At 59.1% G+C, this 25748-nt stretch carries 25 protein-coding genes and 1 tRNA gene; 15 read left to right on the top strand and 11 right to left on the bottom strand.

Annotation, left to right across the window (positions count from 1 at the left end; translation table 11 throughout):
* Window positions 1–19: 19 nt before the first annotated feature.
* The 4 genes from ELE36_RS16810 (at window position 20) to ELE36_RS16795 (ending at window position 4263) form a co-directional block, all read left to right on the top strand.
* Window positions 20–1366, top strand: a complete 1347-nt coding sequence (locus tag ELE36_RS16810; protein ID WP_129835329.1) for a sigma-54-dependent transcriptional regulator — start codon at window positions 20–22, stop codon at window positions 1364–1366.
* Between the two features lie 62 nt (window positions 1367–1428).
* Window positions 1429–2745, top strand: coding sequence for a sensor histidine kinase (locus tag ELE36_RS16805; RefSeq protein WP_129835327.1), 1317 nt, complete (start codon window positions 1429–1431; stop codon window positions 2743–2745).
* 65 nt (window positions 2746–2810) lie between these two features.
* A complete protein-coding gene (locus tag ELE36_RS16800; protein WP_129835324.1) occupies window positions 2811–3782 on the top strand; it encodes an SPFH domain-containing protein in 972 nt (323 codons plus the stop codon).
* Between the two features lie 31 nt (window positions 3783–3813).
* The gene (locus ELE36_RS16795; RefSeq protein ID WP_207215801.1) at window positions 3814–4263 is read left to right on the top strand and encodes an NfeD family protein; all 450 of its coding nucleotides are present in this window, start codon (window positions 3814–3816) and stop codon (window positions 4261–4263) included.
* A 25-nt stretch (window positions 4264–4288) separates the two neighbouring features.
* On the opposite strand, the gene ELE36_RS16790 is transcribed toward ELE36_RS16795, so the two are convergent.
* The 5 genes from ELE36_RS16790 to ELE36_RS16770 all read right to left on the bottom strand — a co-directional run bounded on the left by ELE36_RS16790 (window position 4289) and on the right by ELE36_RS16770 (window position 8298).
* Window positions 4289–5449 carry a GGDEF domain-containing protein gene (locus ELE36_RS16790; protein WP_129835322.1) on the bottom strand — a complete coding sequence of 387 codons (1161 nt, stop codon included), beginning with the start codon at window positions 5447–5449 and terminating at the stop codon, window positions 4289–4291.
* Between the two features lie 328 nt (window positions 5450–5777).
* A complete protein-coding gene (locus ELE36_RS16785) occupies window positions 5778–6608 on the bottom strand; it encodes an energy transducer TonB (RefSeq protein ID WP_129835320.1) in 831 nt (276 codons plus the stop codon).
* A 402-nt stretch (window positions 6609–7010) separates the two neighbouring features.
* Window positions 7011–7085: transfer RNA gene (locus ELE36_RS16780), tRNA-Thr, on the bottom strand.
* A gap of 121 nt (window positions 7086–7206) precedes the next feature.
* Window positions 7207–7629, bottom strand: coding sequence for a peptidoglycan-binding protein LysM (lysM, locus tag ELE36_RS16775; protein ID WP_129835318.1), 423 nt, complete (start codon window positions 7627–7629; stop codon window positions 7207–7209).
* Between the two features lie 54 nt (window positions 7630–7683).
* Window positions 7684–8298, bottom strand: a complete 615-nt coding sequence (locus ELE36_RS16770; RefSeq protein ID WP_129835316.1) for a DUF937 domain-containing protein — start codon at window positions 8296–8298, stop codon at window positions 7684–7686.
* Window positions 8299–8538: 240 nt separating this feature from the next.
* Here ELE36_RS16770 and ELE36_RS16765 point away from each other — a divergent pair, with 240 nt between their 5' ends.
* Window positions 8539–8880 (top strand): hypothetical protein, encoded by a 342-nt coding sequence (locus tag ELE36_RS16765; protein ID WP_129835314.1) that lies wholly within the window; start codon window positions 8539–8541, stop codon window positions 8878–8880.
* 215 nt (window positions 8881–9095) lie between these two features.
* A complete protein-coding gene (rocF, locus tag ELE36_RS16760; RefSeq protein ID WP_129835312.1) occupies window positions 9096–10016 on the top strand; it encodes an arginase in 921 nt (306 codons plus the stop codon).
* Window positions 10017–10046: 30 nt separating this feature from the next.
* Here the strand turns inward: rocF and ELE36_RS16755 are convergent, their stop codons facing one another.
* Window positions 10047–10946 carry a hypothetical protein gene (locus ELE36_RS16755; protein ID WP_129835310.1) on the bottom strand — a complete coding sequence of 300 codons (900 nt, stop codon included), beginning with the start codon at window positions 10944–10946 and terminating at the stop codon, window positions 10047–10049.
* 114 nt (window positions 10947–11060) lie between these two features.
* On the opposite strand from ELE36_RS16755, the gene ELE36_RS16750 reads away from it, so the two are divergent.
* On the top strand, window positions 11061–12437 hold the full coding sequence (locus ELE36_RS16750; protein WP_129835308.1) for a tryptophan--tRNA ligase: 1377 nt from the start codon (window positions 11061–11063) through the stop codon (window positions 12435–12437).
* 3 nt (window positions 12438–12440) lie between these two features.
* Window positions 12441–12743 (top strand): hypothetical protein, encoded by a 303-nt coding sequence (locus ELE36_RS16745; RefSeq protein WP_129835306.1) that lies wholly within the window; start codon window positions 12441–12443, stop codon window positions 12741–12743.
* Between the two features lie 71 nt (window positions 12744–12814).
* Here the strand turns inward: ELE36_RS16745 and ELE36_RS16740 are convergent, their stop codons facing one another.
* The 3 genes from ELE36_RS16740 to pdhA form a co-directional block, all read right to left on the bottom strand.
* Complete coding sequence (locus ELE36_RS16740; protein WP_129835304.1) at window positions 12815–14182, bottom strand: dihydrolipoamide acetyltransferase family protein; 1368 nt, start codon at window positions 14180–14182, stop codon at window positions 12815–12817.
* Between the two features lie 53 nt (window positions 14183–14235).
* The gene (locus tag ELE36_RS16735) at window positions 14236–15216 is read right to left on the bottom strand and encodes an alpha-ketoacid dehydrogenase subunit beta (protein ID WP_129835302.1); all 981 of its coding nucleotides are present in this window, start codon (window positions 15214–15216) and stop codon (window positions 14236–14238) included.
* A 69-nt stretch (window positions 15217–15285) separates the two neighbouring features.
* Window positions 15286–16365, bottom strand: coding sequence for a pyruvate dehydrogenase (acetyl-transferring) E1 component subunit alpha (gene pdhA / locus ELE36_RS16730; protein ID WP_129835300.1), 1080 nt, complete (start codon window positions 16363–16365; stop codon window positions 15286–15288).
* 256 nt (window positions 16366–16621) lie between these two features.
* Between pdhA and ELE36_RS16725 the strand changes: the two genes are divergently transcribed.
* Window positions 16622–17476, top strand: coding sequence for a tryptophan 2,3-dioxygenase (locus ELE36_RS16725; RefSeq protein WP_129835298.1), 855 nt, complete (start codon window positions 16622–16624; stop codon window positions 17474–17476).
* A 213-nt stretch (window positions 17477–17689) separates the two neighbouring features.
* The gene (locus ELE36_RS16720; RefSeq protein ID WP_129835296.1) at window positions 17690–19210 is read left to right on the top strand and encodes a peptide MFS transporter; all 1521 of its coding nucleotides are present in this window, start codon (window positions 17690–17692) and stop codon (window positions 19208–19210) included.
* Between the two features lie 84 nt (window positions 19211–19294).
* Here ELE36_RS16720 and ELE36_RS16715 read toward each other — a convergent pair whose 3' ends face one another.
* Window positions 19295–19765 (bottom strand): MarR family winged helix-turn-helix transcriptional regulator, encoded by a 471-nt coding sequence (locus ELE36_RS16715; RefSeq protein ID WP_129835294.1) that lies wholly within the window; start codon window positions 19763–19765, stop codon window positions 19295–19297.
* Window positions 19766–19857: 92 nt separating this feature from the next.
* Here ELE36_RS16715 and hppD point away from each other — a divergent pair, with 92 nt between their 5' ends.
* From hppD to maiA, 5 genes are all read left to right on the top strand, one after another.
* Entirely contained in the window at window positions 19858–20943 is a 1086-nt protein-coding gene (gene hppD / locus ELE36_RS16710) for a 4-hydroxyphenylpyruvate dioxygenase (protein WP_129835292.1), read from the top strand.
* 56 nt (window positions 20944–20999) lie between these two features.
* Window positions 21000–22307, top strand: coding sequence for a homogentisate 1,2-dioxygenase (hmgA, locus tag ELE36_RS16705; RefSeq protein WP_129835290.1), 1308 nt, complete (start codon window positions 21000–21002; stop codon window positions 22305–22307).
* A gap of 68 nt (window positions 22308–22375) precedes the next feature.
* Entirely contained in the window at window positions 22376–22816 is a 441-nt protein-coding gene (locus tag ELE36_RS16700) for a hypothetical protein (RefSeq protein ID WP_129835288.1), read from the top strand.
* A 31-nt stretch (window positions 22817–22847) separates the two neighbouring features.
* A complete protein-coding gene (locus ELE36_RS16695) occupies window positions 22848–23864 on the top strand; it encodes a fumarylacetoacetate hydrolase family protein (protein ID WP_129835286.1) in 1017 nt (338 codons plus the stop codon).
* A 57-nt stretch (window positions 23865–23921) separates the two neighbouring features.
* Entirely contained in the window at window positions 23922–24584 is a 663-nt protein-coding gene (maiA, locus tag ELE36_RS16690) for a maleylacetoacetate isomerase (protein WP_129835284.1), read from the top strand.
* Between the two features lie 52 nt (window positions 24585–24636).
* On the opposite strand, the gene ELE36_RS16685 is transcribed toward maiA, so the two are convergent.
* Complete coding sequence (locus ELE36_RS16685; protein ID WP_129835282.1) at window positions 24637–25740, bottom strand: PilT/PilU family type 4a pilus ATPase; 1104 nt, start codon at window positions 25738–25740, stop codon at window positions 24637–24639.
* Between the last annotated feature and the right edge of the window lie 8 nt (window positions 25741–25748).

The raw sequence follows: 25748 nt of genomic DNA, 5'->3' as shown, positions 1-25748 counted from the left end.
TCGACGAATCAATGAAACCATGCGCACCGTTCTGGTGATCGACGACAACCCTGCGGTCGGCACTGCGCTCGACATTTTATTTTCGCTGAGCGAAATCCGCACCCTCAACGCGACCTCGCCGGAACAAGGTCTGGCGATGCTGGCGCGCGAGCGTGTCGACTTGATCGTGCAGGACATGAACTTCCACGCCGATACCACGTCGGGCGAAGAAGGCGTGGCGCTGTTTCGCGCGATCCGTGCCCAACATCCCGATTTGCCGATCGTCCTGCTCACGGGCTGGACCAACCTGCAGACCGCGGTCGAGCTGGTCAAGGCTGGTGCCGCGGATTATCTCGGCAAACCGTGGGACGATCGCAAACTGCAGGCGTCGGTGGAGAATCTGCTCGAACTTTCCGAGAGCACGCGTGAAGTTTCGCGCCTGCGCCACGAGCGCAAGCAAACCCGCAGCCAGCTCAATCAGAAATACGATCTGCGCGGCATCGTGTTCGGTTCCAGCGCGATGGAAAGATTGATCCAGCTCGCGTGCCAGGTCGCGCGTGCCGACGTGCCGGTGCTCATCACCGGGCCGAACGGCGCAGGCAAGGAGCGTATCGCCGAAATCATCCAGGCCAACTCCGCGGCGAAGTCCGGCCCGTTCATCACCGTCAACTGTGGCGCGTTGCCGTCGGAGTTGATCGAGGCCGAATTGTTTGGCGCCGAATCCGGCGCATTCACCGGCGCGGTGAAGGCGCGCGAAGGCCGTTTCGAAGCGGCCGATGGCGGCACTTTATTCCTTGACGAAATCGGCAACCTGCCGCTATCCGGCCAGATGAAACTGCTGCGCATACTCGAAACCGGCCAGTTCGAACGGCTCGGTTCGAGCAAGACGCGCACGGTCAAGGTGCGCGTGATCAGCGCCACCAATGCCGATCTCGCGAGCATGATCCGCGACGGAAAATTCCGCGAGGATCTATTCTATCGACTCAACGTGATCGAGCTGAATCTGCCGCCGCTGGCAACGCGCAGCGACGATATCTTGCCGCTCGCCGAACACTTTCTCGACGGCGCCGCGGTGCTCAACGGCGAAGCGCGACAGGCCTTGCTCGACCATGCGTGGCCCGGCAATGTGCGCGAACTCAAGAACGCGATCCAGCGCGCGCAATTGCTGTGCCGCGATGGTGTGATCACGCCGGCTGATCTCGGTCTCGCGCCACGTTTTGCACCGGCGCGCGTGATTGCCGATAGCGAGCCGGATCGCGACGCGATCGAGCAGGCGTTGAAACGTGCGCGCGGCGTGATCAGTCAGGCCGCCGCCGAACTCGGCCTGAGTCGGCAAGCGTTGTATCGGCGCCTCGAAAAGCTCGGAATTTCCGCCGATATTGCGTGATCCGCAGAGTCGCATTGCAACGCTCGATTCCACAAACCGCACTCGCTCAGGTAGCCTAGCGCATGCGCCTGTTTTCGCTGCAAGGCAAACTCACTTTGTTGTTCGTTGGCTGCGCCCTCTTCGGGGCGTTGATCGCGACGGCGCTTGCGCGCTGGTTCGACATGGCGCTGTTGTCGGTGCCACTCGCGCTGATCGTCATGCTGCCATTTTTATTGTGGCTCGGCGGTTTGGTAGCGTTGCCGCTGACGCGTTTGCTGCGTGCGCTGAGCGGCAGCGTGGTCGCATTTCGCGATGGCGATTTCAGCTTCTCGATCGGCACCGAACGGCGCGACGAACTCGGCGAGCTGGTGCACGCGCACAACGAACTCGGGCGCGTATTGCGCGATCAGCGGCAGAATCTTTTCCAGCGCGAATTGCTGCTCGATACGGTCGTGCAAAATTCACCGACGGCAATGTTGCTGACCGACAACGCCGACCATATCGTCTACGCCAACATCGCCGCGCGACAATTGTTGAACAGCGGACGTGCGCTCAACGGCTTGAGTTTTGCGCAGGTGATTGCCGAGTCGCCGGCGATCCTCGGCGAACGCCTCGCGAGCGGGCAAGATGACCTGTTCACGGTGACCTTGAACGGCGAGGAAGAAACCTTCCATCTGTCGCAACGCGCGTTTCGTCTGCAAGGCCAGCAGCACACCCTGTACCTGCTCAAACGCCTCACGCGCGAGCTGTCGCGGCAGGAAGTACAGACCTGGAAAAAAGTCATACGCGTGATCAGTCACGAGCTGAATAATTCGCTTGCACCGATTTCCTCGCTCGCGCATTCCGGGCGTGAACTCGCACGCAAAGGCGATCTCACACGCCTGACGCTGGTGTTCGATACGATCGAAGAACGCACGCGTCATCTCGACAGTTTTATCCGCGGTTATGCCGAGTTTGCCAAGCTGCCGCAGCCACGCCTGAGCGTTGTTGTCTGGTCGCCTTTCATCGACGGACTCGCGCGCCAACATCGCTTTCAACATGTTGGCAGGTTGCCGCCAAACGATGGTTGGTTCGATCGCGCGCAGATCGAACAGGTGCTCATCAACGTGCTGAAAAATGCGCACGAGTCTGGCTCTCCCGCGGATGACGTGTTACTCGAAGTGCTGGATCGCGGCCACGAAGTACGCATCGAAATGCGCGACCGCGGCAGCGGCATGAACGAACAGGTTTTGGCGAACGCACTGGTGCCGTTTTATTCGACCAAACGCAGCGGCACCGGCTTGGGCTTGGCGCTCGCGCGCGAAATCGCCGAAGCGCATGGCGGACGGATTTCGCTGAGCAATCGCGACGGTGGCGGTTTGACAGTCAGCATCACGCTGCCGAACAAAATCGATGCCTGAAAAAATTCCGACGTATACTCGGCGCGACCCGCTTGCTTATACATTGTAGAACACGGAGATTTGCGATGACCCAGATTATTTCGTTGTTGTTGATCGCTCTCGCCATCGTCTTCCTGCTCAAGGCGTTGCGCGTCGTGCCGCAGGGTTATGAGTGGACGGTGGAGCAGTTTGGTCGCTATACGCATACCTTGTCGCCCGGCCTGTCGATACTGGTGCCAATCATGCAAAGCATAGGGCGCAAGATCAACATGATGGAGCAGGTACTGCCCGTGCCGAGCCAAGACGTCATCACACGCGACAATGCCGTGGTCAAGGTCGATGGTGTGGTGTTCTACCAAGTGCTTGATGCAGCCAAGGCGGCGTACGAAGTTTCCAATCTCGAACAGGCGATCCTCGCGCTGGTGATGACCAATATCCGTACCGTGCTCGGCTCGATGGATCTGGACGAATCGCTGTCCAAGCGCGATGTGATCAACGCGCAATTGTTGCGTGTGGTCGATGAGGCGACCCATCCGTGGGGACTCAAGTGCAATCGCATCGAGATCAAGGACATCACGCCGCCGCGCGATCTGGTTGATGCGATGGCGCAACAGATGAAAGCCGAGCGCGTCAAACGCGCGAATATTCTCGAAGCCGAAGGTTTTCGCCAGGCCGCGGTGCTCAAGGCCGAAGGTGACAAGCAGGCGCAGATTCTTTCGGCCGAAGGCAAACGCGAAGCGTCGTTCCGCGATGCGGAGGCGCGCGAGCGTCTGGCCGAAGCCGAAGCAAAAGCCACGGCGATGGTGTCCGAGGCGATCCGCAAGGGCGACATCAACGCGATCAATTATTTCGTCGCGACCAAATATATCGATGCGTTGAAAGCGATGGTCGGTGCGCCGAATCAGAAAATCATGCTGCTGCCGATGGAGGCCACCGGAATTCTCGGTTCGCTCGCCGGCATTGCCGAACTCGCCAAGAGCAGCATCGAACGGCAGCAGGAAGTGAAGGTCGAGACGGCACAAGTTCGTCGTCCCGGCAACACGCCGCCGCAGGCCTGATCGGCGCGAGAACAACATTCGAGGAGAACCCATGTTGATCGATCTCGTAAGCCACTATCCGTGGTGGATCATCGCGCTGGTACTGCTGATCGCCGAGTTGCTCGCGCCCGGATTTTTCATGATCTGGATCAGCCTTGCCGCAGCACTGGTGGGCCTGATTGTGCTGTTGTTACCGACGCTCGGGTTGCTCGGACAAGCGCTGCTGTTTGTCGTGCTGGCGCTGGCGAGTTGCTACGGATATTGGGGCTACGTGCGTCCGCACATGGATCGCCGCAGCGACCAGCCGTTGCTGAATCGGCGCGGCGAACAATTGATCGGCCAGCGTTATGTGCTCGACAGTGCGATCGTCAACGGTCGCGGCAAAGCGCGTGTCGGTGATTCGTTGTGGTTGGTCGAAGGCCCCGATCTGCCGGTTGGTAGTACCGTGGAAGTGCTGGGCGTGGCGGGCACGACCTTGCGCGTGCAGTCGTCCGTAGGCTGACTTTCGGTCAAAGCGCGGTTGCGATTCAGACTGCGGCGATGTGCTTGTGCTTGGCGCGGATCGGCATCTCGCTACCGCTGCCGAACGCATCCTGCCGACGCAGCGCCGCACATTCGCGGCGGCGCTCGTACATCGCCAGATCGGCGCGTTGCAGCGCATTCAAAAGATCGTCGACATCGACAAACTCGGTCACGCCGAACGAGGCTTGCACCATCACATTGCCGGTGCCCAGCAGATCGGTGTTGACGCTGCCGAGCCGCGACCAGAGTTCGGCCGGCTTGAGATCGAACGCGATCAGGAGAAATTCGTCGCCGCCCCAGCGGAACAATTTGTCTTCCGCACGTACGACGTTTTGCACAGCCTTGGCGACGCGAATCAGGGCATCGTCTCCGGCAGCATGGCCGTGGCTGTCGTTGAGTTGTTTCAGGCCGTCGATATCGACCATCGCGACCGTGCCCTTGACTGACAACCGGCCGTCGATCGCAGCATTCAGCAGATGCGAAAATGCTTGTCGATTGTAGGCGTTGGTCAGCGCATCGCGTTCGCCATCGGCACGATAACGCGCGTTGTCATTCACTAGCGCCTTGTTGTGCGCAGCGACATTGCGGTTGCTTTGTTCCAGTACCAAGACTGCACCGCCGAAGCCGAGCAGAAACTCCAGTACCAGATGCGTGGCCGAACTCAATCGCAGCCACGTCATCGGCAATGGAGTGTTGAGCAACATGTTCGAGCCGAAGATCGGCAGATAACTCAGAAATAGCAGGCTCAACAGCACTAGCGCGCCGCGCATGGCGAGCAGGCCGGGGCTGGACTGCATGCGCCCGAACGCGGGCGACAATGCGATCAGCGCGATCAGGAAACAACACGCCAGCACCAGTGATTGGATCAGGAACACCGAACGAAATTGATAACCGATCACCTGCGGCAGCGCCAGCGAAAGCAGTGCCAGTGCGGGGATGATTTTACGCAGGGAATGACGCGGCCAGCGCCGCCCGCTGAAATGCGCGCAGCCTTGAATGATCCACCAGCCGAACATGTATTCGCCGAACATGTACATCGGCAACGTTACCGCGGCAGTGCTTGACACACCTTGTTCGATCAGCAGCGCGAGCAGGGCGCAAGCCAGCGAAAGCCAGCCGTTACTCCACGCCGTGAGCGCGGGGCGAACCGCAACGCGATTCAGCATGAAGCACAATAGCCAAATCAGCGCCGCTCCCAACGCTTGCACGAGGAGTCCGAGCGCTTGCACATTTTCAAAAAGGGAAGACAGTTTGAACGCCCCGGATCAACCTAAAAACGCATCTGCATCGCCATGCCACACAAAAACGATGCAACGAACCAACTCGCACACGCAACGCGAACTCTGTGCGCAGTGCGGAACGACTTCCGTGCGCTAACGCACATAATTCGCGAACGGCGTTTTAATGGTTAGCGTTTGATGCGATGTTGCCGAACAAGTGACCGCAGATAGCGCATCTGCAATCACTTATTACGTGGCTGGTATGTCTGAGGAGTTACAAGGTCTTGCCGATGACATCCTCTTTCAATCGGAAATGCGAATCCAGCGGCTGGGTTTCGCCTTGTTGCAGCGTGGACAAATCGCGAGTGACTGCGAGTTGATTCGTTGTACTCCACGGGCCGGTATGCAACGGCCCCGGCAAAAACGCTTTCCATTCACCGGCGGGGCGCGGCTTTCCGGGCAACTCGACGACATAATTTATCGGTGCGAAAACCGTCGTACCTACGGTCTTGCCGTTCAGTGTTTCGTTGAGATCGTAGTGCCAGTTTTTCGCCGCAGCGATGCCGGATTTTTCGAATAGCGCACGCCAGCGCTCGGCTTCAACTTCGGTTGCCGCGCGGCCATCGAGGCTGGTTTGATAGGGTTGGACATCGATCACGTCGCCGCTCTTATCCAGCTTCAACCAGAGAATCACCTTGGCGCCAAGACGCGCCTGCACCGCCGCCGGCGGATATTTTGGCGCCTGATTTTTCGCCGCCATCTTCGGCTCGCCGAAAATCACGTTGGTAATTTGCAGCGAATAATTATCCTGCTGCGCCGGCACGGCTTTCAGATACAAATGTACCGAGGTTTTTGCAATCACCGCTTTGCCGTCCACCACGATCGGATCAAACGTCCACTTGCGCACATTCTTGTCGACCAATGCACTGATCGCGGGAGCCAGATTGTTTTTCAGCGTGTAATCGAGCACCTGCCCATCAGCGCCGATCCGCACGTCGCCGATAGCTTCGAGCTCAAGCGTCGGCGTACCTTTTTGCGCGAATACCGAAGGCGCGGCGAATGAGAATATCGCGATCGCAGAAAACAGAAATTTGTACGGCTTCATGCCAGGCTCCTTGATGGTTGATGAATTGCGCCCTGTTCGCAGGCATGAATATAACAAAGCCGATGTGGGAGCGGATTATGGCTTTTTCAGATGTGATTGGTTTGGATAATGATTTTCCGCGCAAAGTCATTGCGTCTGAAATTCATTTTTGAGTCGGCTGCTCGGAGTGAATAGCGCCTCCGCATCGACAGACACCACCAGCAATCTTGGCGAAAGCGTGAGTTTGCGTTGCAATGAGTTTGCGTTGCGTTGCGGAAGGAAGTGGGGTGATGGCAAAAGACGGAATTGGCGCAGAAGGCGCGAGTCTTGGTTGCCACCAACGCTGCGAAGGGCAGTTGACGCGTGGAATGCCACCCTGGGCAGCGCGGCCAAATCATTGATTCAGCGGAGCCATTGATACGATGGTGCCGAGTGAGGGATTTGAACCCCCGACCTTTGGTTTACAAAACCACTGCACTACCACTGTGCTAACCCGGCGTGTATCGGGGCGCGTATTCTAACGAAAGTTTGGCGTGAATGGGTGATCGGCGTCGTAGATGCGGGCGTCCTTGCCCGGTTCGCCTCGCGGCGAGTGCATCGTGCGCATGCGGTTTTCGCGCTACGGAATGCGCAGCAGCTGGCCCGGATAAATCTTGTCGGGGCTGCTCAGCATCGGCTTGTTGGCTTCGAAAATTTTCGGATAATCGTTGGCGTTGCCATACATCGCCTTGGCAATCGCCGACAGCGTATCGCCGGATTTCACCGTGTACATGCGAGATTGCGCAGCCGGCTGCGCGACGGTAATGTTGTCATCGACCTTGCTCACGCCCGCGATATTGCCGGCGGCGAGGATCAGTTTTTCCTTGTCGGCCTGAGTCGCGGCGCTGCCCGAAAGTTTGACTGTGCCGTCCACAAAAACCACGTTGACGTCACTCGCGTCGAGCTTCTGTTTGGCGACCTGATCGTGAATGCTGGTGGCCGCATCGGTGGCGCTGCCGATCAGCTTGGCGCCGGCTTCTTTGACGAAATCGAATATGCCCATGATGAACTCCTGTAGTTGCTGGTTGTGGATGTGTTGAAGGTGACTCGGCGGCAATCAGCGCCGCGTGAACGCGCTAAGCAAGCTGCCCGCGGCTGCCATGAGGCCGCCCAATCCGGGACCGCCATTCTGGCTACCCAGCACGGAGGTGAGCATGTCTGAAATCCCGCCACCGCTTTGCTGCGTGCGCTGTACATCCTGACTCAGCACGCCGCCGACTCCGTTCGGATCGAGGCCATGACGCTGGCTCATGTTGCTGAGCGCGCTGAGCACCAGCGGCGCGAGAATTGCCATGAGCTGTCCGGAATTCTGCGTTCCCAAGCCGGTCGCCTGACCCAATCCTTGTGCCGCGTTGCTCTGGTTGTTGCCGAAGATATGGCTGAGGATGGCGCCGCCCATTGCACCCATGTTGCTGCCCGCGCCGCCACCGCCGCCGAGCAATCCACCGAGCAGGCTGCCTAAATCGGTGCCCGCGTGTGCGCCGAGAGCATCGTGCAGATCCTGCGCGCCCTGCGGCGTGCTGGCGTTCTGGCTCAATCCGCCAACGATCAGCGGCAGCGCGTGTTCGATAGCGTTGCGCGCCTGATCGGGATCGGTGCCGAGCTGGCTGGCAATCGCATCGATGTGCTGCTGGTCGAGCTGGCCCATTACATTGTCAATCAGACTGTTCATTGGTGTTGGCCTGTCGTTGGGGCTGGGATAAATCAGACGCGCAGACTAGCATCGCTCGCGGCTGAGGATTGCAAGAATTTGTGAACCTTTCAACGCGACATTGCTGCGATTTTTCGTCATTGTATGCTTGCCGCCATTTGACGATAATTTTGCCTCGATCGATATTACGCCCACTTTCGCCGCCATTGTAATCCTGTCGGAAGAATCGAAATCCGAACCGCTAGACCAGCAGCCATTGCCATGCATCGTCTCCCGGAAAAGCTGCAGATGCGTTACGCCGCCTCGCTGGCGCAGAAGCACGCAGAACTGTCGCTCGTATGGGCGGCGCTGCAAGCGCATCCCGATGATATTGCGCCGCGCGAAGAACTCAATATCCGCCTGCATCACCTGAGCGGATCGGCCGGCGCCTACGGTTATTGGCGCCTCGGCGACGTCGCGCGACGGCTGGATGAGCGCATGCGCGACTGGCTCGAAACCGCGCCGGCGTTGCGCGGTTCGACGCACGAATTGGTCGAGAGTTTGCGTATCGATATCGCGCTGTTGCTCGAGGAACTGATGCATCCGCAATCGCCGGAAACGTGACTCGGTAGTGTGGAATAAAGCGATGAAGTTGCGCCTGCGCTAGACCTCACGAAACGCGATATTGCAGCCAATCGCAACGATGCAGACAAGGTTTGCCGGCGTTGCGTGCTTGTTGCCAACTGCACGATGCAGCTATGCTGCCGCGCCGTCGCCTGCGTTGCGCAGGCCGGCGGAATCGATTGCCGGATCGATTCCACTCCCAGCGATTTTTTGCCATGAGCAATTTCCTTCCCGTTTCCCTGATAGGCGTTCCCACCGATATCGGTGCCGGTCATCGTGGTGCATCGATGGGGCCGGAAGCCTTGCGTGTGGCGGGTTTGACCGCCGCGTTGATCGATCGCGGCCTGGATGTCATCGACCGCGGCAATCTGTCCGGGCCGGTCAATCCGTGGCAGCCACCGTACGACGGTTATCGCCATCTGCCCGAGGTGATTGCGTGGAATCGCGCGGTGATGCTCGCGGTCGCAGCGGAGCTGAAACTGCAGCGCATGCCGATCATGCTCGGCGGCGATCATTGCCTCGCCATCGGCTCGATCACTGCGGTCGCGCAACACTGCCGCGATATCGGCAAACGGCTGGTGGTGGTTTGGCTGGATGCGCATGCGGATTTTAATACCAGTGCGATTACGCCTTCGGGAAATATCCATGGCATGCCGGTCGCGTGCTTGTTCGGCCATGGCCCTGATGCGTTGACGCGCCTCGGCGGTAGCACGCCGGTGCTAAGTACGGACCAATTGCGCCAAGTTGGTATCCGTTCGGTCGACGCCGGCGAAAAGCGTCTGGTCAAGGAAGTTGGATTGGATATTTATGACATGCGCTACATCGACGAAATCGGCGTCAAGCGCTCGATGGAAGAGGTGTTATCCGGGCTGGATAAAAACACCCATCTGCATTTGAGTTTTGATGTCGATTTTCTCGATCCGGCGATCGCGCCCGGCGTCGGCACGACCGTGCCGGGCGGGCCGAATTATCGCGAAGCACAGCTGGTGATGGAGATGATCGCCGATACCGGTTTGCTCGGCTCGCTGGATATCGTCGAGCTGAATCCGGCGTTCGACGTGCACAACCAGACCGCCGCGCTGGCCGTTGATCTGGTCGAAAGCCTGTTCGGCAAATCGACCTTGATGCGCGAGTAACGCATCAAGGTCGTCCGGTATTGCTAAATATCAGGATGCCGGATCCGGCACAAATCCCTGCGGAAACGGTTGCGGTTCACTCGCGATCGGCTTCGGCAGCGGGATGACACCACGCGCGACGAGGTTGTGGTAACTGTCGTACCAGATCGAAACGACTTCGTTCGGCTGCGCTCCAGCACGCTCGAAATTGGTGTAACTCACATACGACGATTCGCGCGCGCCGTGTCCGGTGCCGAGTGATTCTTCACGTTTTTCCGCGCGTTGCGCGAGCCGTCCCTCGGCCGCTTGCTGCATCGGCGCGGGCGAGCTCGTAGCCTTCGCTGCGCCAGCCGCATTGCTGGCGGGTGGTGATGCAGCGGCGGTATCGGCGGTTGCATTTTGTGCATCTGCGCGTTGCCTTTTGGCACTGCTCATGTCGGCGTCGTCCCGCGCCGATTCGGTTTCGTAGCGTGGTTGAGTGGCGGCGATCTTGTCTTCGTGCCAGACCGGCTTTTGTTTCTCGCGGAATACCGCCACGCCGATCACGCCGACATTGTTCGCGCGGCCGGTGCGCGCCGCGTAACTGTTGCTGAGTGCGGTGAAATTGAACTGCGCGACTTCGGACACACTTTTGCGCCAGCCAGTGATTTCGGTGCTTTGGTACGGCGCAAGTACGTAGCCGGTCTGCTCGGCATTGGCGGTCTCGCCGCTGACCGCGTTCACGCCATCCACCGACAACACTGCCATCACGCGTTCACCGGTGCGATTGCTCATGTGCACCGAATAACGATGGCCGGGAATGCCCACGACATACAGTTTGCCGTCGCTTGTCAGCGGGCTCAGGGTGGCGCCGGTATCGCGATCGACCAGACTGAGATCGAGCAGCGATCCGGCATGCAACGATCCGCAAGACAGCAGTGATGCGGCGAATAACGGCAACAGACTTTTCATGACGCACTCCATCGGGTTGAGGTGCGAAGTGAAACGTGGCGGTGGCGCACTCGGGGTTAAGTGAATCCGCATCCATTACACTAAGCGGGTTATTCACGGCTTCGACATAGGTTTATGAGCAGCAAAAGTCACCTTACCGGCATTACCACGTCGGGCACACCGCACCTCGGCAACTATGTCGGCGCGATTCGTCCGGCGATAATCGCGAGTCAGCAACCCGGCGCGAGTTCGTTTTATTTTCTCGCGGATTACCATGCGCTGATCAAATGCGACGAGCCGGAGCGCATCCAGCGTTCGACCCTGGAAATTGCTGCGACGTGGCTCGCGCTCGGCCTTGATCATGAAAAAGTATACTTTTACCGGCAGTCGGATATTCCGGAAATTCCCGAGCTGACCTGGCTGCTGACCTGCGTCACCGCAAAAGGTTTGTTGAATCGCGCGCATGCCTACAAGGCGGCGACCGATGCCAATCGCGCGAACGAGGAGGACATCGACGCCGGCATCAACGCCGGCCTGTACATGTATCCGGTGCTGATGGCCGCCGACATTTTGATGTTCAACGCCGCACGTGTGCCGGTCGGGCGCGACCAGATTCAGCACATCGAAATGGCGCGCGATATCGGCCAGCGTTTTAATCACATGTATGGCGAACATTTTGTGCTGCCGGAAGCGGTGATCGAGGAAAACGTCGCGACCTTGCCCGGCCTCGATGGCCGCAAGATGTCGAAGAGTTACAACAACACCATTCCGCTGTGGTTGCCGCAGAAGGAGTTGAAAAAAGCGATACTCGGCATCGTCACGAATTCGCAAACGCCGGGCGAGGCGAAAGATCCGAACGAGTCACACGTGTTCACGTTGTACCAGGCGTTTGCGAGCGCGGAAGAAACCGCGGCGATGCGTGTCGCCTTTGCCGAAGGCATCGGTTGGGGCGATGCCAAACAGAAACTTTTCGAGCGCATCGACAGCGAATTGAGCGAGGCGCGCGTACGTTACGAAACCTTCATAGCGCAGCCTGAAGAAATCGAAACGATCCTGCTCGCCGGCGCTGCGAAGGCGCGCGAAATCGCTACGCCGTTGATGACAAAATTGCGTGCGTCAGTGGGATTGCGCCGGTTGATCAAGGCGCCGGTGGTGGTTGCGAATGATCCTGCGCGTGCGGAGACGGGAGCAATCGCCGCACCGAGCGAAGTAGGCGCGCCGCGAAAACTCGCGCGCTTTATTTCCTACCGCGAGAAAAGCGATCACAAGTTTTATTACAAGGTTGCCGCCGCCGACGGCACGCTGCTATTGCAAAGCGTACCTTTCGCCACGCCGCAGGAAAGCGGGCGCGCGATCATCGTGCTCAAATCTATTCACGCGAATGAGCTGATTACGCCATCAAGTGGCGCGGAGTGGCAGGTGCATTCCAGCGATGGAAAGTTACTCGGCACGAGTGTCGATCCTGAGCGTTTGCGCAGCGAACTCGAAAACCTGCGGCTGAGCGAGGGCTAGGTCATGCGTTACCTCGCCCTGCTGTTGCAGTTGCCGCTGTTCGCGATTTTTGTGTGGATTTATTTGACCGTGCCGCGTGATCTCGCACGCACTCCGGCGCGTCGCCTGTTCGACATCGCCGCCATTCTGCTGGCGCTGCTGGCCAGCGTTCTGGCGATGCTGTTTGCCTACGATGCCGACATCGGCCACGTTGGTTTGATCTGGAAACAGGTCGCCGCGGTACTCGCCGCGTTTCATTCGTTTCCGCTGGTGCTGGCGATTGCGTGGTTCACGCGCGGGCGGGTTTTTGGTGTTGCGCAGAAATAAAAACTAGTCGTCATCCCAGCGCAGGCTGGGATGACGAGCAAGAAACAACGAGGTCGAAACTCTCGGCGCGACTATTGCGGCAACGCCAGATCGTCGAGTATGCCCTTGAGAAAGCGCGCCGCCTCGCCGCCGGTACATGCGCGGTGATCAAAGGTCAGTGACAGCGGCACGATGCGATGCGTCGCAATTCCGCCCATCACCGCCACCACTTCATGACGCAACTTGCCGACCGCGATGATCGCGACACACGGCGGCACGACCACGGGCGTGGCGTAACGTCCGGCGAACACGCCGAAGTTCGACAGCATGATCGTGTAGCCCTTGAGTTCTTCGGGCGCAATCGAGCGGTCGCGGACCTGATCGCGCAGGCGATTCAAACCCGTGCGAATGCTCGCGGCGTCCAGCATATCGGCGTTGCGCAGCGCGGGCACGAACAAGCCTTCTTCGCTGTCGACGGCAATACCAACGTCAACACGTTGATGCAGCGTGCGTGTGGAATTTTCCGAGTCGAACCACGCATTGAGCGCAGGTTCGATACGCGCGGCCACCACCAGCGAACGCACCAGTCGCGCCATGATGTCGTTGCCAGGCTGCCACGCGTGGATATCGGCATCGTCGGTCAAGGTTGCCGGCACGACAGCAGCATGCGCCGCGGCCATGATGCGCGCCATATTGCGGCGCACGCCGCGCAGTGGTTCGGGTTGACCGAACGCGACATTGCCGGGCGGCGCGGTGCGCATTGGTTTGCCCGCGGCCGAGAGCGGCGCGGCGATACGTGCCGCCGGCGCTGCGATACTGGTTGTTGCGGCGGCGATCGCTGCGCTGGCAACGGCAGGCGGCGCCGGATTGCGCGGTGCTTGTGTCGCCGCGGGTGAGGCCGAAAAACCTTTCAGATCCTGCAGCGTCACCACACCACCGGCGCCGCTTGGTGTCACGCGCGCCAGATCGATGCCGAGTTTTTTCGCGAGTGCGCGCACCACCGGCATCGCCTTGATGCCGCCGACCGAGGTCGCCTGTTCGCTGACGATACGATCGCTGGATTCCATCGCGCCAACCACGGTGCCGCTGTCGCCGCCCGCGGCAGGTGCGGCAGATTTTGCGGCGCTCGATGGCGCTGCTGGCGCAGGCGCCGCGGCTTGCGATTTCGCTGGCGCGGCATGTTGATGGCCGGTATCTTCGGCATCCGCGCGTTGCGGCATGCTCGCATCGAGTTCGAAACTTGCTAGCGGCGCGCCGGTGGCGATCACGTCGCCAGCCTTGCCGAACAGCTTGGTCACCTTGCCGGAAAACGGCGACGGCACGTCGACCACGGCCTTTGCTGTTTCCATCGATACCAGCGCATCATCGAGCTTGACCGTGTCGCCTTCGCGCACATGCCACTCGACGATTTCGGCGTCCGGCAAACCTTCACCGAGATCGGGTAGGTTGAAATTTTTCATGGCATCGTCCTAAAAATTATTTCGACAAAATCCGGCGGCGCAACAGTTGCGCATCAGGAAAAAGCGAGCACGCGTTTCACCGCAGCGAGTATGCGCGGCACGCTCGGCAGCTGTTTCATTTCCTGGCGGAACAGCGGCATCGGAATATCGTAGCCGGTGACGCGCTCGACCGGCGCGCGCAGATCGAACATCGCCTTTTCGGCGAGCTGTGCGGCGATCTCCGCGCCGATACCACCGCTGCGCGTTGCTTCGTGGATGATCACGCAACGGCCGGTCTTGCGCACCGATTCGTGGATCGTATCGAAGTCCAGCGGCTTGACCGTGGCGACGTCGATCACCTCGGCGCTGATGCCTTCGAGCGCGAGCGCGTCGGCCACTTCCAGCGTTTCCTTGACGTGTGCGCCCCAGGTCACAAGGGTCACGTCGCTGCCGTCACGCAATACAAAACACACGTCCAGCGGCAACGCTTCGCCGTCGTCGGCGACTTCTTCCTTGTACTGGCGATAGATGCGTTTCGGCTCGAAAAAAATCACCGGATCGGGATCGCGAATGGCCGCCAGCAACAAGCCGTAAGCACGACTCGGCGAAGACGGAATCACCACGCGCAAGCCCGGCATGTGCGCGAACAAGGCTTCGTTTGCTTCGGAATGATGTTCCGGCGCGCGGATGCCACCGCCCCACGGCGCGCGGATCACCATCGGACAACTCATGCGACCGCGCGTGCGGTTGCGCAGGCGTCCGGCGTGGCACGCGATCTGCTCGATCATCGGATAGATGAAACCTTCGAATTGCGCTTCCGCGATCGGGCGCATGCCCATCGCCGACGCGCCGACGGTGAGGCCGGCGATGGTGGTTTCATCAAGCGGCGTATCGATCACGCGCTCCGGCCCGAAACGTTGCTGTAGGCCGACGGTGGCGCGAAACACGCCGCCGTTCACGCCGACGTCTTCGCCGAGCACGAACACCGACGGATCGGCGGTCATCTCGTAAGCCAGCGCCATCGTCACGGCTTCGATCAAGGTAATTTGTGGCATGGTATTTTCGTCTGAATGTGGTCGTCGTTCACGCGATCAAACGCGTCTCGTTGGCGGGCCGTATGCGCCTCAGCTGCTTTTCTGATCCCACGACATCGCGTGTGCGCGCTGCTCGGCCAGGTCGTGCGGCAAGCTCGCGAATACATCGTCGAACATCACTTCGACGCCTTGTGATCGGGTTTCCAGATAGGCCTCGATCTCGCTGTCGACCTGATGCGCGCATTCGGCTTTCCAGTCGGTTTCGCGCTGGTCGTTCCATGCGCCGATGCCAGTCAAATACAAACGCAAACGCTTCAGCGGATCGCGCTGCCACGCGGCTTGCACTTCGGCGTCGTCGCGATAACGGCGCGCGTCGTCGGCGGTGGTGTGGTCGGACAAACGATAGGTGATTGCCTCGATCACTGCGCCGCCGCTGCCGGCACGCGCGCGTTGCAACGCGCTTTCCATCGCGGCGCGTACCGCGATCACGTCGTTGCCGTCGACCTGGATGCTCGGCAAGCCCGCGGCGATCGCTTTTTGGGCGAGGGTTTTCGCGCCGCTCTGGGCGCGGCGTGGTGTCGAGATCGCCCAGCCATTGTTGACGATCACCGAAACGTACGGCAAATCCATCGCGCCAGCGGCATTGATCGCGGCATAAAAATCCGCCTTCGAAGTACCGCCATCACCACAAATACTGACCGCGACGCGCGCCTCTTTGCGCGTCTTGAACGCGAGCGCGGCACCGGCGGCATGCAGGCATTGCGTACCGATCGGCACGCACCACGCGAAGTCATGCGCGGGGCCGCTGAAATCGCTGCCGCGTTCGTCGCCGCCCCAGTACAACAACACTTCGCGCATCTTCACGCCGCGCCAGAATTGCGCGCCGTATTCGCGATACATCGGCGCGAACACGTCTTCCTCGCGCATCGCCGCCGCCACGCCGATATGCGCGGCTTCGTGGCCGAGGCACGACGCGTACGTGCCGAGCTTGCCGGTGCGCTGCAGTGCGATCGACTTGGTGTCGAACACACGTGTGAGCGCCATGCGCTTGTACATCTCGACAAGAATCTGCGCATCGCGCGCAAACGCCGGCAAGTCATTGCGCAGCAGTTTGCCTTCCTGATCTAGGTATTGCAGATATTCGATTTCGAACTTGGCTACGACAGACATTTCGCCTCCGGCTACGTGGCGGCTAGATACCAGCCTGTGCGAAACATGGCAAGCCACGGCGCAGCACAACAGGCGGGATTCGAGCTGTGAAAAGGGGGGATTCCGTCATCGTGTCGGCGGGCCAACCGGTTGCGGATGAAAATTTGCGACAGCATACATCTTCGACTCGACTTGCTGGCGATGTCGGCGATGGATGCACGCGCAAGCATGCCGGTGCATCGGTTAGCATGGGGTTATTCAAATGTGATGGTTGGTCATGACCCAGGAAAATCAACGCGCGCTCGAATCCGGCATCGAACTGGACCTGCGCAATCGCCTCAGCTATCAGGGTTACCTGCAGCTCGATCAATTGTTGTCGGCGCAAAAGCCGCTGAGCGATCCGCCGCACCACGATGAAATGCTGTTCATCATTCAGCACCAGACCTCGGAGCTGTGGCTCAAACTGATCGTGCACGAGCTGAAAGCCGCGCTGACAAACTTGCAGGCCGACCGGCTCGATCCGTGCCTGAAAATTCTCGCCCGCGTGAAGCAGATCCAGCGCCAGTTGTTCGAGCAGTGGGCGGTGCTGGAAACGCTGACGCCGAGCGAGTATTTGCAATTTCGCGATGTGCTCGGGCCGGCTTCGGGATTCCAGTCGCTGCAATATCGCATGGTTGAGTTTTTGCTCGGCAACAAGAACGCGGCGATGACTGCGGTGTTCGATTACGACCCGGTGCGCCAAGCCGAGCTGCGTGCGGTGTTGCATGCACCGAGTTTGTACGACGAGTTTTTGCGGTATCTCGCGCGGCACGGACATGCGATTCCATCATCCTGCATCGAACGCGATTTCACCCTGCCGCATCAGCGTAATGCCGAGCTGATCGGCGTGTTCAAGCGCATCTACGAAAACACCCACGAGTTCTGGGCCGACTATCACTTGTGCGAACAATTGGTCGATGTCGAGGAAAGTTTCCAGCTCTGGCGTTTTCGCCATATGAAAACCGTCGAGCGCATCATCGGCCATCGCCGCGGTACCGGCGGTTCATCTGGCGTGGGATTTTTGCAGAAGGCGCTGGAGCTGACGTTTTTCCCCGAACTGTTCGAGGTGCGTACGGTACTGGAATCGCGCTGATCGACGTGGTTTCGCGGCGTATCACGAGGCACGCTCGATCGTGCAGCATTCTTGTGCAACTGCGTCTGTCACGCGGCGGCGCAACATGTAATTTGTTTGACTAGGTCACGGCCAGCGGTTAAACGTTGCGGCTGTAGTTAACGCCACGGCGAATTTGGCCGCTGGTAATCATCTGGGTTCAGCCGCCGGCGCGCGGCATCACGGGAGCATTCAATGTCATCAACCAGCGCCACGGCGAACGACGCCACGCCACACCACAACCTACCCGAATTCCCGCAAATGATGGGACATCCACGGCCGTTGTGGATGTTGTTCATGACCGAATTCTGGGAACGTTTTTCGTTCTATGGCATGCGCTGGGCGCTGACGCTGTACATCGTCGCGCAATTTTTCAGTGGCGATTCCACCGGCGAGGCCTATGCCAATCGCACTTACGGCGCGTATCTCGCGCTGGTATATGCCGCAGGTTTGTTCGGCGGCTACATCGCCGATCGATTGATCGGTCACCAGCGATCAATCCTGATCGGCGCCGTCGTCATGGGCGCCGGCTTGTTTGTGATGATGGTGCCGAACCAACAGGTTTTTGTGCTCGGCCTTTCGCTGGTCATTATCGGTAACGGCATGTTCAAGCCGAATATCTCGACGATGGTCGGTGAGCTTTACAAACAAGGCGACTATCGCCGCGATGCAGGCTTCACGATTTTCTACATGGGCATCAACGCCGGAAGTTTTTTCTCGCCGATACTCACCGGCTGGCTCGCCAGTGTGGTCACCAATACGCCGCTGGAGCAGAACTACAAGGTGGTGTTTGCCGCCGCCGGCGTCGGCATGGCACTGAGCTTCTTCTGGTTCTGGTTTGGTCGGCGCCAGTTGCATGGCATCGGTGGACCACCAGCGGGCGCGGGAGGCAAACGCGCGCTCAGTCTGGTGGCTGGGTATCTGCTTCTCGGCGTGCCGCTGGTGTATTTCCTGATCGCCCAACTCGGCGCCACTGCGCTGGCGTGGGTACTGCTCGCACTTTTTATCGGCCTTGCGGTGATGTTGCTGATCGAAGGCATGCGCGAAGGCAAGGTTGCGCGCGACAAGGTAATCGCGATGCTGATCATTTTCACGTTCAATGCGCTGTTTTGGATGTTCTTTGAGCAGGCCGGCAGTTCGTTCAATTTTCTTGCCGAGAAAATCGTGCATCGCGATTTCGGCAACTGGGAATTTTCAATCGCGTGGTTCCAGGCGGTTAATCCGTTGGCGATCATCGTGCTCGCGCCGATCGTTGCGTGGATCTGGGTACGTCTGGGTCAACGCGGCGCCGAACCCTCGATTCCGCGCAAGTTCGGACTCGGTCTGATCGGTAACGGGCTCGCGTTTCTGTTGTTGATGTATGCGCTGACGCATCTGGTGGACGCACAAAGCAAGATTCCGTTCTGGACGCTGTTCATGGTGTATGTGATCCAGTCAGTCGGTGAGCTTTGTTTGTCGCCGATCGGTTTATCGATGGTGACCAAGCTCGCGCCGCCGCGTTACGTCGCGTTTGCCATGGGCGGATGGTTTTTGTCGATCGCCAACGGCAATAATTTTTCCGGCATTTTTGCCGGCGCAGTGAGCGGCGAAACCGGCATGACCACGACCTCGGCGCTAAGCGGCTACACGTTCGGATTCTGGTCGCTGATGGCCGCGGGTGTGTTGTTGTTCCTGATCGCGCCTTTGATCAACCGGCTGATGCACGGGATCAAATGACGGCGGCATCATTCTCGTATTTGATCGGCATTGCGGATTGATCGAATGCGGCGATGAAAAACGGCGACCCTGGTGGTCGCCGTCTTATTTTGTTGTAACCGCGGCGTTCATCGCGAAGACGCCTTCGGTGCCGAGCTTGATCAATATTTTTTCGAGCCACGCGCGTTCTTCCGCATCCAGAGTCGAGAGTAACTGGCGTTCGTGTTCGAGCGCGGCGGGCGCCACCTGGTCGTAGATTTTCCAGCCCTTGGTTGTCAGTGCGAGCACCGAGCGGCGTTTGTCGAGATCCGCCAGCGTGCGCTTGACGCGGCCGGCCTGCACTAATCGTGTCAGCGCGCGGCTGACCGCGACCTTGTCCATCGCCGTGCGCACCGCGACATCAACCGCGGATAAACCCTCGTAACGCCCGAGTACGGCCATCACGCGCCATTCGGTCACGCTGAGTTCGAAACGCTGTTCGTACTCGCGCGCGATCGCTTGGCTAATCGTGTTGGACAGGATCGACAGCCGATACGGCAGGAAACGCTCGAGCTCAAGCACGTGATGTTCGGTCATGTTGCATCGTTCCTTGCAAATGGTTTCAAATGAAACTATAAAGCATTCCACGACGGGCGCAAGTTGCGCCGAATCCTGTTTCGGAGTTCGCCATGAATGCTCAGGTCAAACCACAGAATGCCGCTGTCACCTATCCTAACCCGATGGGCATCGACGGATTCGAATTTGTCGAATTTGCCGCGCCCGATGCCACGCAACTGCATGTGCTGTTTCGCAGCATGGGTTTCGCCGCCACGGCCAAACACAAACACAAGAACATCACCCTGTATCGTCAGGGCGAATGTGTGTTCTTGATCAACGAAGAAGCCGATTCGTTCGCCGCCGATTTCGCCAAATCGCATGGCCCGAGCGCGTGCGGTTTTGCGATTCGCGTCAACGATGCCGCGAGCGCGTATCAGCGCGCGCTGGACAACGGCGGCGAAGAATTCACCGACAAGGCCGATAGCCGCGCGTTGCCGGTACCGATCATCAAGGGCATCGGCGATTGCATGTTGTACCTGGTCGATTCTTATGGCGCCAAAGGCAGCGTGTATGCCGATGAATTTGTGCCGATCACCGGTGCCGACCAGCATCCGAAAGGTTTCGGCCTGACCTTCATCGACCATCTCACGCACAACTTGTATTTCGGCAACATGGCGAAATGGTCGGATTATTACGAGCGCATTTTCAACTTCCGCGAAATCCGCTATTTCGATATCAAGGGCGCCAAGACCGGGCTGGTGTCGAAAGCGATGACTGCACCGGACAACATGGTGCGCATTCCGTTGAATGAATCGTCCGATCCGAAATCGCAGATCAACGAATACCTCGACCTGTACAAGGGCGAGGGCATCCAGCACATCGCGTTGTTCACCGATAATATCTACGAATCGGTCGAAGCGATGCGTGTCGCCGGTGTGGCGTTTCTCGATACGCCAGATAGCTATTTCTCAGTCATCGACGAACGCATTCCGAACCATGGCGAAGACGTGCCGCGCATGCGCAAGAACAAGATCCTGATCGACGCCGACAAGGAAACGCATAAGCAATTGTTGCTGCAGATTTTCACCCAGACCAATGTCGGTCCGATCTTTTTCGAAGTGATCCAGCGCAAGGGCAACGAAGGTTTCGGCGAAGGCAACTTCACCGCGTTGTTCGAGGCGATCGAACGCGATCAGCAAGCGCGCGGCGTGCTGTAATAGCGGTGGGCGAACTTTTGCGATCGTAGTGACAGGCGAAGGGAACGAGGGTGTCGATGAATTCTGCGAACGGTTATCTGAGCGGTTTTGGTAACGAATTTGCGACCGAGGCATTGCCCGGCGTGTTGCCGGTCGGGCAGAATTCGCCGCAGAAAGTGGCGCACGGTTTATATGCCGAGCAGATTTCCGGCACCGCGTTCACCGCTCCGCGCCACAGCAATCGGCGCAGCTGGTTGTATCGCATCCGGCCGGCGGCCATGCACCATCCGTTCCGCCAGTGCGAGGCGGGCGCCGGATTCCATAATCGTTTCGACGAAGTACCGCCATCGCCAAACCAGTTGCGCTGGGATCCGTGGCCGATTCCGTTCATGCCAACCGATTTTGTCGATGGCCTGATCACGATCGCCGGCAACGGTAGCGCGGCCACGCAAAGCGGCGTCGGCATTCATGTCTACACCGCCAACACATCGATGATCGGGCGTTTTTTCTACAACGCCGACGCCGAAATGCTGATCGTGCCGCAGCTGGGTCGCCTGCGCGTTGCCACCGAACTCGGTGTGCTGGATGTCGCGCCGCTGGAGATTGCAGTGATTCCGCGCGGGATTCGGTTTCGCGTCGAGTTATGCGATCCGCAAGCACGCGGATATGTGGCAGAAAATTTCGGCGCAACATTGCGTTTGCCCGAGCTGGGTGCGATCGGTTCAAACGGCTTGGCCAACGCGCGCGACTTCCTCACACCCGTGGCGGCCTATGAAGATATCGACGGCGAATTCGAACTCATCGCGAAATTCCACGGCAATCTGTGGACCGCGACGATCGATCATTCGCCGCTTGATGTCGTCGGCTGGCATGGCAACCATGCGCCGTACAAATACGATCTGACGCGTTTCAACGCGATCGGCAGCATCAGTTTTGATCATCCCGATCCGTCGATTTTCACCGTGCTCACATCGCCATCGGATACCGTGGGTACGGCTAATCTCGACTTCGCGATTTTCCCGCCGCGCTGGCTCGTGGCCGAACACACGTTCCGCCCGCCGTGGTTCCATCGCAATATCGCCAGCGAGTTCATGGGCCTGATCCACGGCGCCTACGACGCTAAGGCCGGTGGCTTCGTGCCCGGCGGCGCATCGTTGCATAACTGCATGAGCGGGCATGGCCCGGATGCGGCGAGTTTCGAAAAGGCCTCCGCCGCCGATACGAAAAAGCCCGATCATATCCAGGATACGATGGCCTTCATGTTCGAGACCCGCAATGTGATCTGCCCGACGCGCCAGGCGCTCGACTCCGCGCAGCTGCAGAAAGATTATTCATCGTGCTGGGATGGCTTGCGCAAGAATTTCAGTGCGCCTGCGACACCATGATGCGTACCGTGCGAAACACATTTCTGGCAGGCGTGATGATAGTGGTCGCTGGTTGTGCGGGCGCTCCGATGCTGACTGAACAAGGCGAAAACTGGTATCACGATGCGCATTGGGAAAATGTCGTAGTGGCTCAGGCTGAACTCGATTCCGAGCCGCACCATTCGCCGCTGTTTTACGCCACGCGCGATGCAGCAGGCGAGGGCGCGCGCAATTGCTGGCCGTTACTACCCGAGCATCAGTCGGCGCGACGTCTCTTGCTGACCGAGCACGCCGCCGGTAGGCCCATGTTTTGTTCCGCGGCAAGCATGGATGTCGACTCCTACATAGGCTGGGGAACGAGCAGTTCGGTCGACGGCACGTTTTATCTTTATCGCTACGACAGCAGTCCATGTGGCGGATATGGCAAGTGCACATTTGTGCTGCGTCGTCGTCGTTGCGAGCAACTTGATGTGATACCGGATGATCCCACGGCACTGCCGGCCCACATTTGCGTGAAGCCCGAGTTTTGAGCTTGCGCGATATTTTTCAGGAAAACACACAATGAAACTCGCTTCACTCAAACAAGGTGGCCGCGACGGCACGCTGATCGTGGTCAGTCGCGATCTCACACGCGCCGTGCGCGCGAGCGATATCGCGACAACGCTGCAGGCCGCGCTGGAAAACTGGGACGACACCGCGCCGCGACTGAATGCATTGTCCGAAGTGCTGAACGCCGAGGGTGATTGGCCGCAACATTTTAATGCCGGCGAAAAACCTTTCGATCTGGATATCGCGGCACTCGCCGCGCCGCTGCCGCGCGCTTACGAGTTCGTCGACGGCAGCGCGTATCTGCCGCATGTCGAACGCGTGCGGCGTGCGCGTAACGCCGAAGTGCCGGCGAGTTTCTACGTCGATCCGCTGATGTATCAGGCGACCAGTGCAGGGTTTCTCGGACCGCACGATCCGGTGCTGGTGACCAGTGAAGACTACGGTATCGACCTCGAAGCCGAAGTGCTGGTTATCACCGACGACGTGCCGATGGCGGTCACGCCAGAGCAAGCCGCGTCTCACATTCAGCTGATCGGTTTGCTCAACGATGTATCGCTGCGCAATTTGATTCCGAACGAACTCGCGAAAGGCTTCGGTTTTGTGCAGTCCAAGCCGCGCTCGGCATTGTCACCGGTGTTTGTGACGCCCGATGAACTCGGCGCGGCATGGCTCGACAGCAAGGTGCATTTGCCGTTGCTGAGTCACATCAATGGTGTCTGGTTCGGCGCGCCGGAAGCTGGCAATGACATGCAATTCAGTTTTGCCGAACTGGTCGCGCATGTGGCGAAAACGCGTCCGCTCGGTGCGGGTACGATCGTCGGTTCCGGCACGATTGCGAATCAGGATACGAGTCTCGGCGCATCGTGCCTCGCCGAAAAACGCACGCTCGAAGTGCTCGACGGCGGCAAGCCGACCACGCCGTTTCTGAAATTCGGCGACTGCGTGCGTATCGAAATGCTGGACCGTGATGGTGCAAGTATTTTCGGTGCGATCGAACAGTGCGTCACGCAATATAATCCCGCGAAATAACTGCGGCGGCGTGCGAGACAACCTTCACTGCCCCGACCCACACTCAGGCGCACAACGATGAAATCCGGACTCACTCTTTTCGGTTATTGGCGTTCGAGCGCGGTTTATCGTGTGCGCATCGCGTTGAATCTCAAAGGTCTCGAATACCGCAACTTGCCGGTGCATCTGATCGAGAACGGCGGCGAACAGCACAAACCAGAATTCCGTGCGCTGAATCCGCAGGAGCTGATTCCGGTATTGCAGGACGGCCAGCGTGTGATCCGCCAGTCGCTCGCGATCATCGAATATCTCGAAGAAAGTTTTGCCGGACCGCGCCTGCTGCCGGTCGATCCGCGCGACCGTGCGCATGTGCGTGCCATCGCGTTGGCGATTGCCTGCGATATCCATCCGCTCAACAATCTGCGCGTGTTGCAATATCTGGATCGCGATCTCGGTGTTGAACCGGCCGGACGTGATCGCTGGGTGCAGCACTGGCTGAGCAAAGGTCTTTCGGCGATTGAGGCTTTGCTCAGCGACGATGATGTCGTCGGCGCGTATTGTCACGGCGATATGCCGGGCCTGGCCGATGCGTTTCTGATCCCGCAAATCTACAACGCACAACGGTTTTCGGTCGATATGACGCCGTTCCCGCAGTTGCAGAAGATTTACGCGAATTGTCTCGTGCTGCCCGCGTTCGAACGCGCGAAGCCGGAAAACCAGCCGGATGCGCCGAAACCCTGATTCGGCGAAATACGACGGCGCGCAGCAGTGCGAGCTGCGCGCCGGTTTGTGATCAGTAGCTGGTGACGTCGTACGGATCCTGCACGGTTGAACCGCTGTCGGCGGCGAGGCGGATTTTCAATGCCAGACCGTCGCGCGAGTCGGCGTGGTTGAGCGCCTCGTCGTGGCTGATGCGTCCGGTCTTGTACAGCGTGTACAAGGCCTGATCGAAGGTCTGCATGCCTTCGGACAAACTGCGATCCATTGCATCCTTGATCTCATGCACCTGGCCGCGGCGAATCATGTCGCGGATCAGCGGCGAATTCAGCAGCACTTCCGCCGCCGGTATGCGACGTCCATCCAGACCCGTTACCAGACGTTGCGACAACACAGCGCGCAGGTTCAGCGACAGGTTCATGAGCACGTTGCGATGGGCCGATTCCGGGAAGAAGTTGAGAATGCGATCCAGCGTTTGGTCGGCGTTGTTCGAGTGCAATGTCGCCAGACACAAGTGACCGGTTTCGGAAAACGAAATCGCCGCTTCCATGGTTTCGGTATCGCGGATTTCGCCGATCATGATCACGTCCGGCGCCTCGCGCATCGCGTTCTTCAGGGCGGTGTGATAGCTGTGCGTATCGAAACCCACTTCGCGCTGATTGACGATGGATTTTTTGTGGCGATGCAGGTACTCGATCGGATCCTCGATCGTGAGGATGTGACCGGCGACATTTTCGTTGCGATGATCAAGCATCGCCGCGAGCGTGGTGGATTTACCCGAGCCGGTGGCGCCGACGACGAGGATCAGGCCGCGCGGTTCGAGGATCAATTTCTTGAACAGCGCCGGCAGACGCAGCGCATCGACGGTTGGCACGTCGCTCTTGATCGCGCGGATCACCATGCCGACTTCACCGCGCTGCTTGAACACGTTGACGCGGAAGCGGCCGATGTCTTTCAGCGCAATCGCGAGGTTCAATTCCAGCTCGCGCTCGAAGATCGGTACCTGGCCTTCATCCATCAACGCGTAGGCGATTTTCTTGACCATGCCATTCGGCAGGCCGGTATTGCCGAGCGGGAAATGTTTGCCCTCGACCTTCATGCCAACCGGCGCGCCGGTGGTCAGAAACAGATCGGATGCGCCCTTGTCGGCCATTAACTTGAGGAAATAACCAATATCCATCATTCTCA

Origin of the sequence: Pseudolysobacter antarcticus, assembly GCF_004168365.1 — a bacterium.
In the GTDB taxonomy this organism is placed as follows: domain Bacteria; phylum Pseudomonadota; class Gammaproteobacteria; order Xanthomonadales; family Rhodanobacteraceae; genus Pseudolysobacter; species Pseudolysobacter antarcticus.
Note: the sequence above shows the minus strand (reverse complement) of the source record. Positions and strands in the feature narration are given on the sequence as shown.

Excerpts from the sequence above, each read along its gene's own strand:
- ELE36_RS16805 (WP_129835327.1), top strand. The coding sequence starts at position 1,429 with ATGCGCCTGTTTTCGCTGCAAGGCAAACTCACTTTGTTGTTCGTTGGC.
- ELE36_RS16795 (WP_207215801.1), top strand. The coding sequence starts at position 3,814 with ATGTTGATCGATCTCGTAAGCCACTATCCGTGGTGGATCATCGCGCTG.
- lysM (WP_129835318.1), bottom strand. The coding sequence starts at position 7,629 with ATGGGCATATTCGATTTCGTCAAAGAAGCCGGCGCCAAGCTGATCGGC.
- ELE36_RS16790 (WP_129835322.1), bottom strand. The coding sequence starts at position 5,449 with ATGCTGAATCGCGTTGCGGTTCGCCCCGCGCTCACGGCGTGGAGTAAC.
- ELE36_RS16810 (WP_129835329.1), top strand. The coding sequence starts at position 20 with ATGCGCACCGTTCTGGTGATCGACGACAACCCTGCGGTCGGCACTGCG.
- ELE36_RS16770 (WP_129835316.1), bottom strand. The coding sequence starts at position 8,298 with ATGAACAGTCTGATTGACAATGTAATGGGCCAGCTCGACCAGCAGCAC.
- ELE36_RS16750 (WP_129835308.1), top strand. The coding sequence starts at position 11,061 with ATGAGCAGCAAAAGTCACCTTACCGGCATTACCACGTCGGGCACACCG.
- ELE36_RS16725 (WP_129835298.1), top strand. The coding sequence starts at position 16,622 with ATGACCCAGGAAAATCAACGCGCGCTCGAATCCGGCATCGAACTGGAC.
- ELE36_RS16700 (WP_129835288.1), top strand. The coding sequence starts at position 22,376 with ATGCTGACTGAACAAGGCGAAAACTGGTATCACGATGCGCATTGGGAA.
- pdhA (WP_129835300.1), bottom strand. The coding sequence starts at position 16,365 with ATGTCTGTCGTAGCCAAGTTCGAAATCGAATATCTGCAATACCTAGAT.
- hmgA (WP_129835290.1), top strand. The coding sequence starts at position 21,000 with ATGAATTCTGCGAACGGTTATCTGAGCGGTTTTGGTAACGAATTTGCG.
- ELE36_RS16765 (WP_129835314.1), top strand. The coding sequence starts at position 8,539 with ATGCATCGTCTCCCGGAAAAGCTGCAGATGCGTTACGCCGCCTCGCTG.
- rocF (WP_129835312.1), top strand. The coding sequence starts at position 9,096 with ATGAGCAATTTCCTTCCCGTTTCCCTGATAGGCGTTCCCACCGATATC.
- ELE36_RS16695 (WP_129835286.1), top strand. The coding sequence starts at position 22,848 with ATGAAACTCGCTTCACTCAAACAAGGTGGCCGCGACGGCACGCTGATC.
- maiA (WP_129835284.1), top strand. The coding sequence starts at position 23,922 with ATGAAATCCGGACTCACTCTTTTCGGTTATTGGCGTTCGAGCGCGGTT.
- ELE36_RS16715 (WP_129835294.1), bottom strand. The coding sequence starts at position 19,765 with ATGACCGAACATCACGTGCTTGAGCTCGAGCGTTTCCTGCCGTATCGG.
- ELE36_RS16740 (WP_129835304.1), bottom strand. The coding sequence starts at position 14,182 with ATGAAAAATTTCAACCTACCCGATCTCGGTGAAGGTTTGCCGGACGCC.
- ELE36_RS16785 (WP_129835320.1), bottom strand. The coding sequence starts at position 6,608 with ATGAAGCCGTACAAATTTCTGTTTTCTGCGATCGCGATATTCTCATTC.
- ELE36_RS16685 (WP_129835282.1), bottom strand. The coding sequence starts at position 25,740 with ATGGATATTGGTTATTTCCTCAAGTTAATGGCCGACAAGGGCGCATCC.
- ELE36_RS16720 (WP_129835296.1), top strand. The coding sequence starts at position 17,690 with ATGTCATCAACCAGCGCCACGGCGAACGACGCCACGCCACACCACAAC.
- ELE36_RS16755 (WP_129835310.1), bottom strand. The coding sequence starts at position 10,946 with ATGAAAAGTCTGTTGCCGTTATTCGCCGCATCACTGCTGTCTTGCGGA.
- hppD (WP_129835292.1), top strand. The coding sequence starts at position 19,858 with ATGAATGCTCAGGTCAAACCACAGAATGCCGCTGTCACCTATCCTAAC.
- ELE36_RS16800 (WP_129835324.1), top strand. The coding sequence starts at position 2,811 with ATGACCCAGATTATTTCGTTGTTGTTGATCGCTCTCGCCATCGTCTTC.
- ELE36_RS16745 (WP_129835306.1), top strand. The coding sequence starts at position 12,441 with ATGCGTTACCTCGCCCTGCTGTTGCAGTTGCCGCTGTTCGCGATTTTT.
- ELE36_RS16735 (WP_129835302.1), bottom strand. The coding sequence starts at position 15,216 with ATGCCACAAATTACCTTGATCGAAGCCGTGACGATGGCGCTGGCTTAC.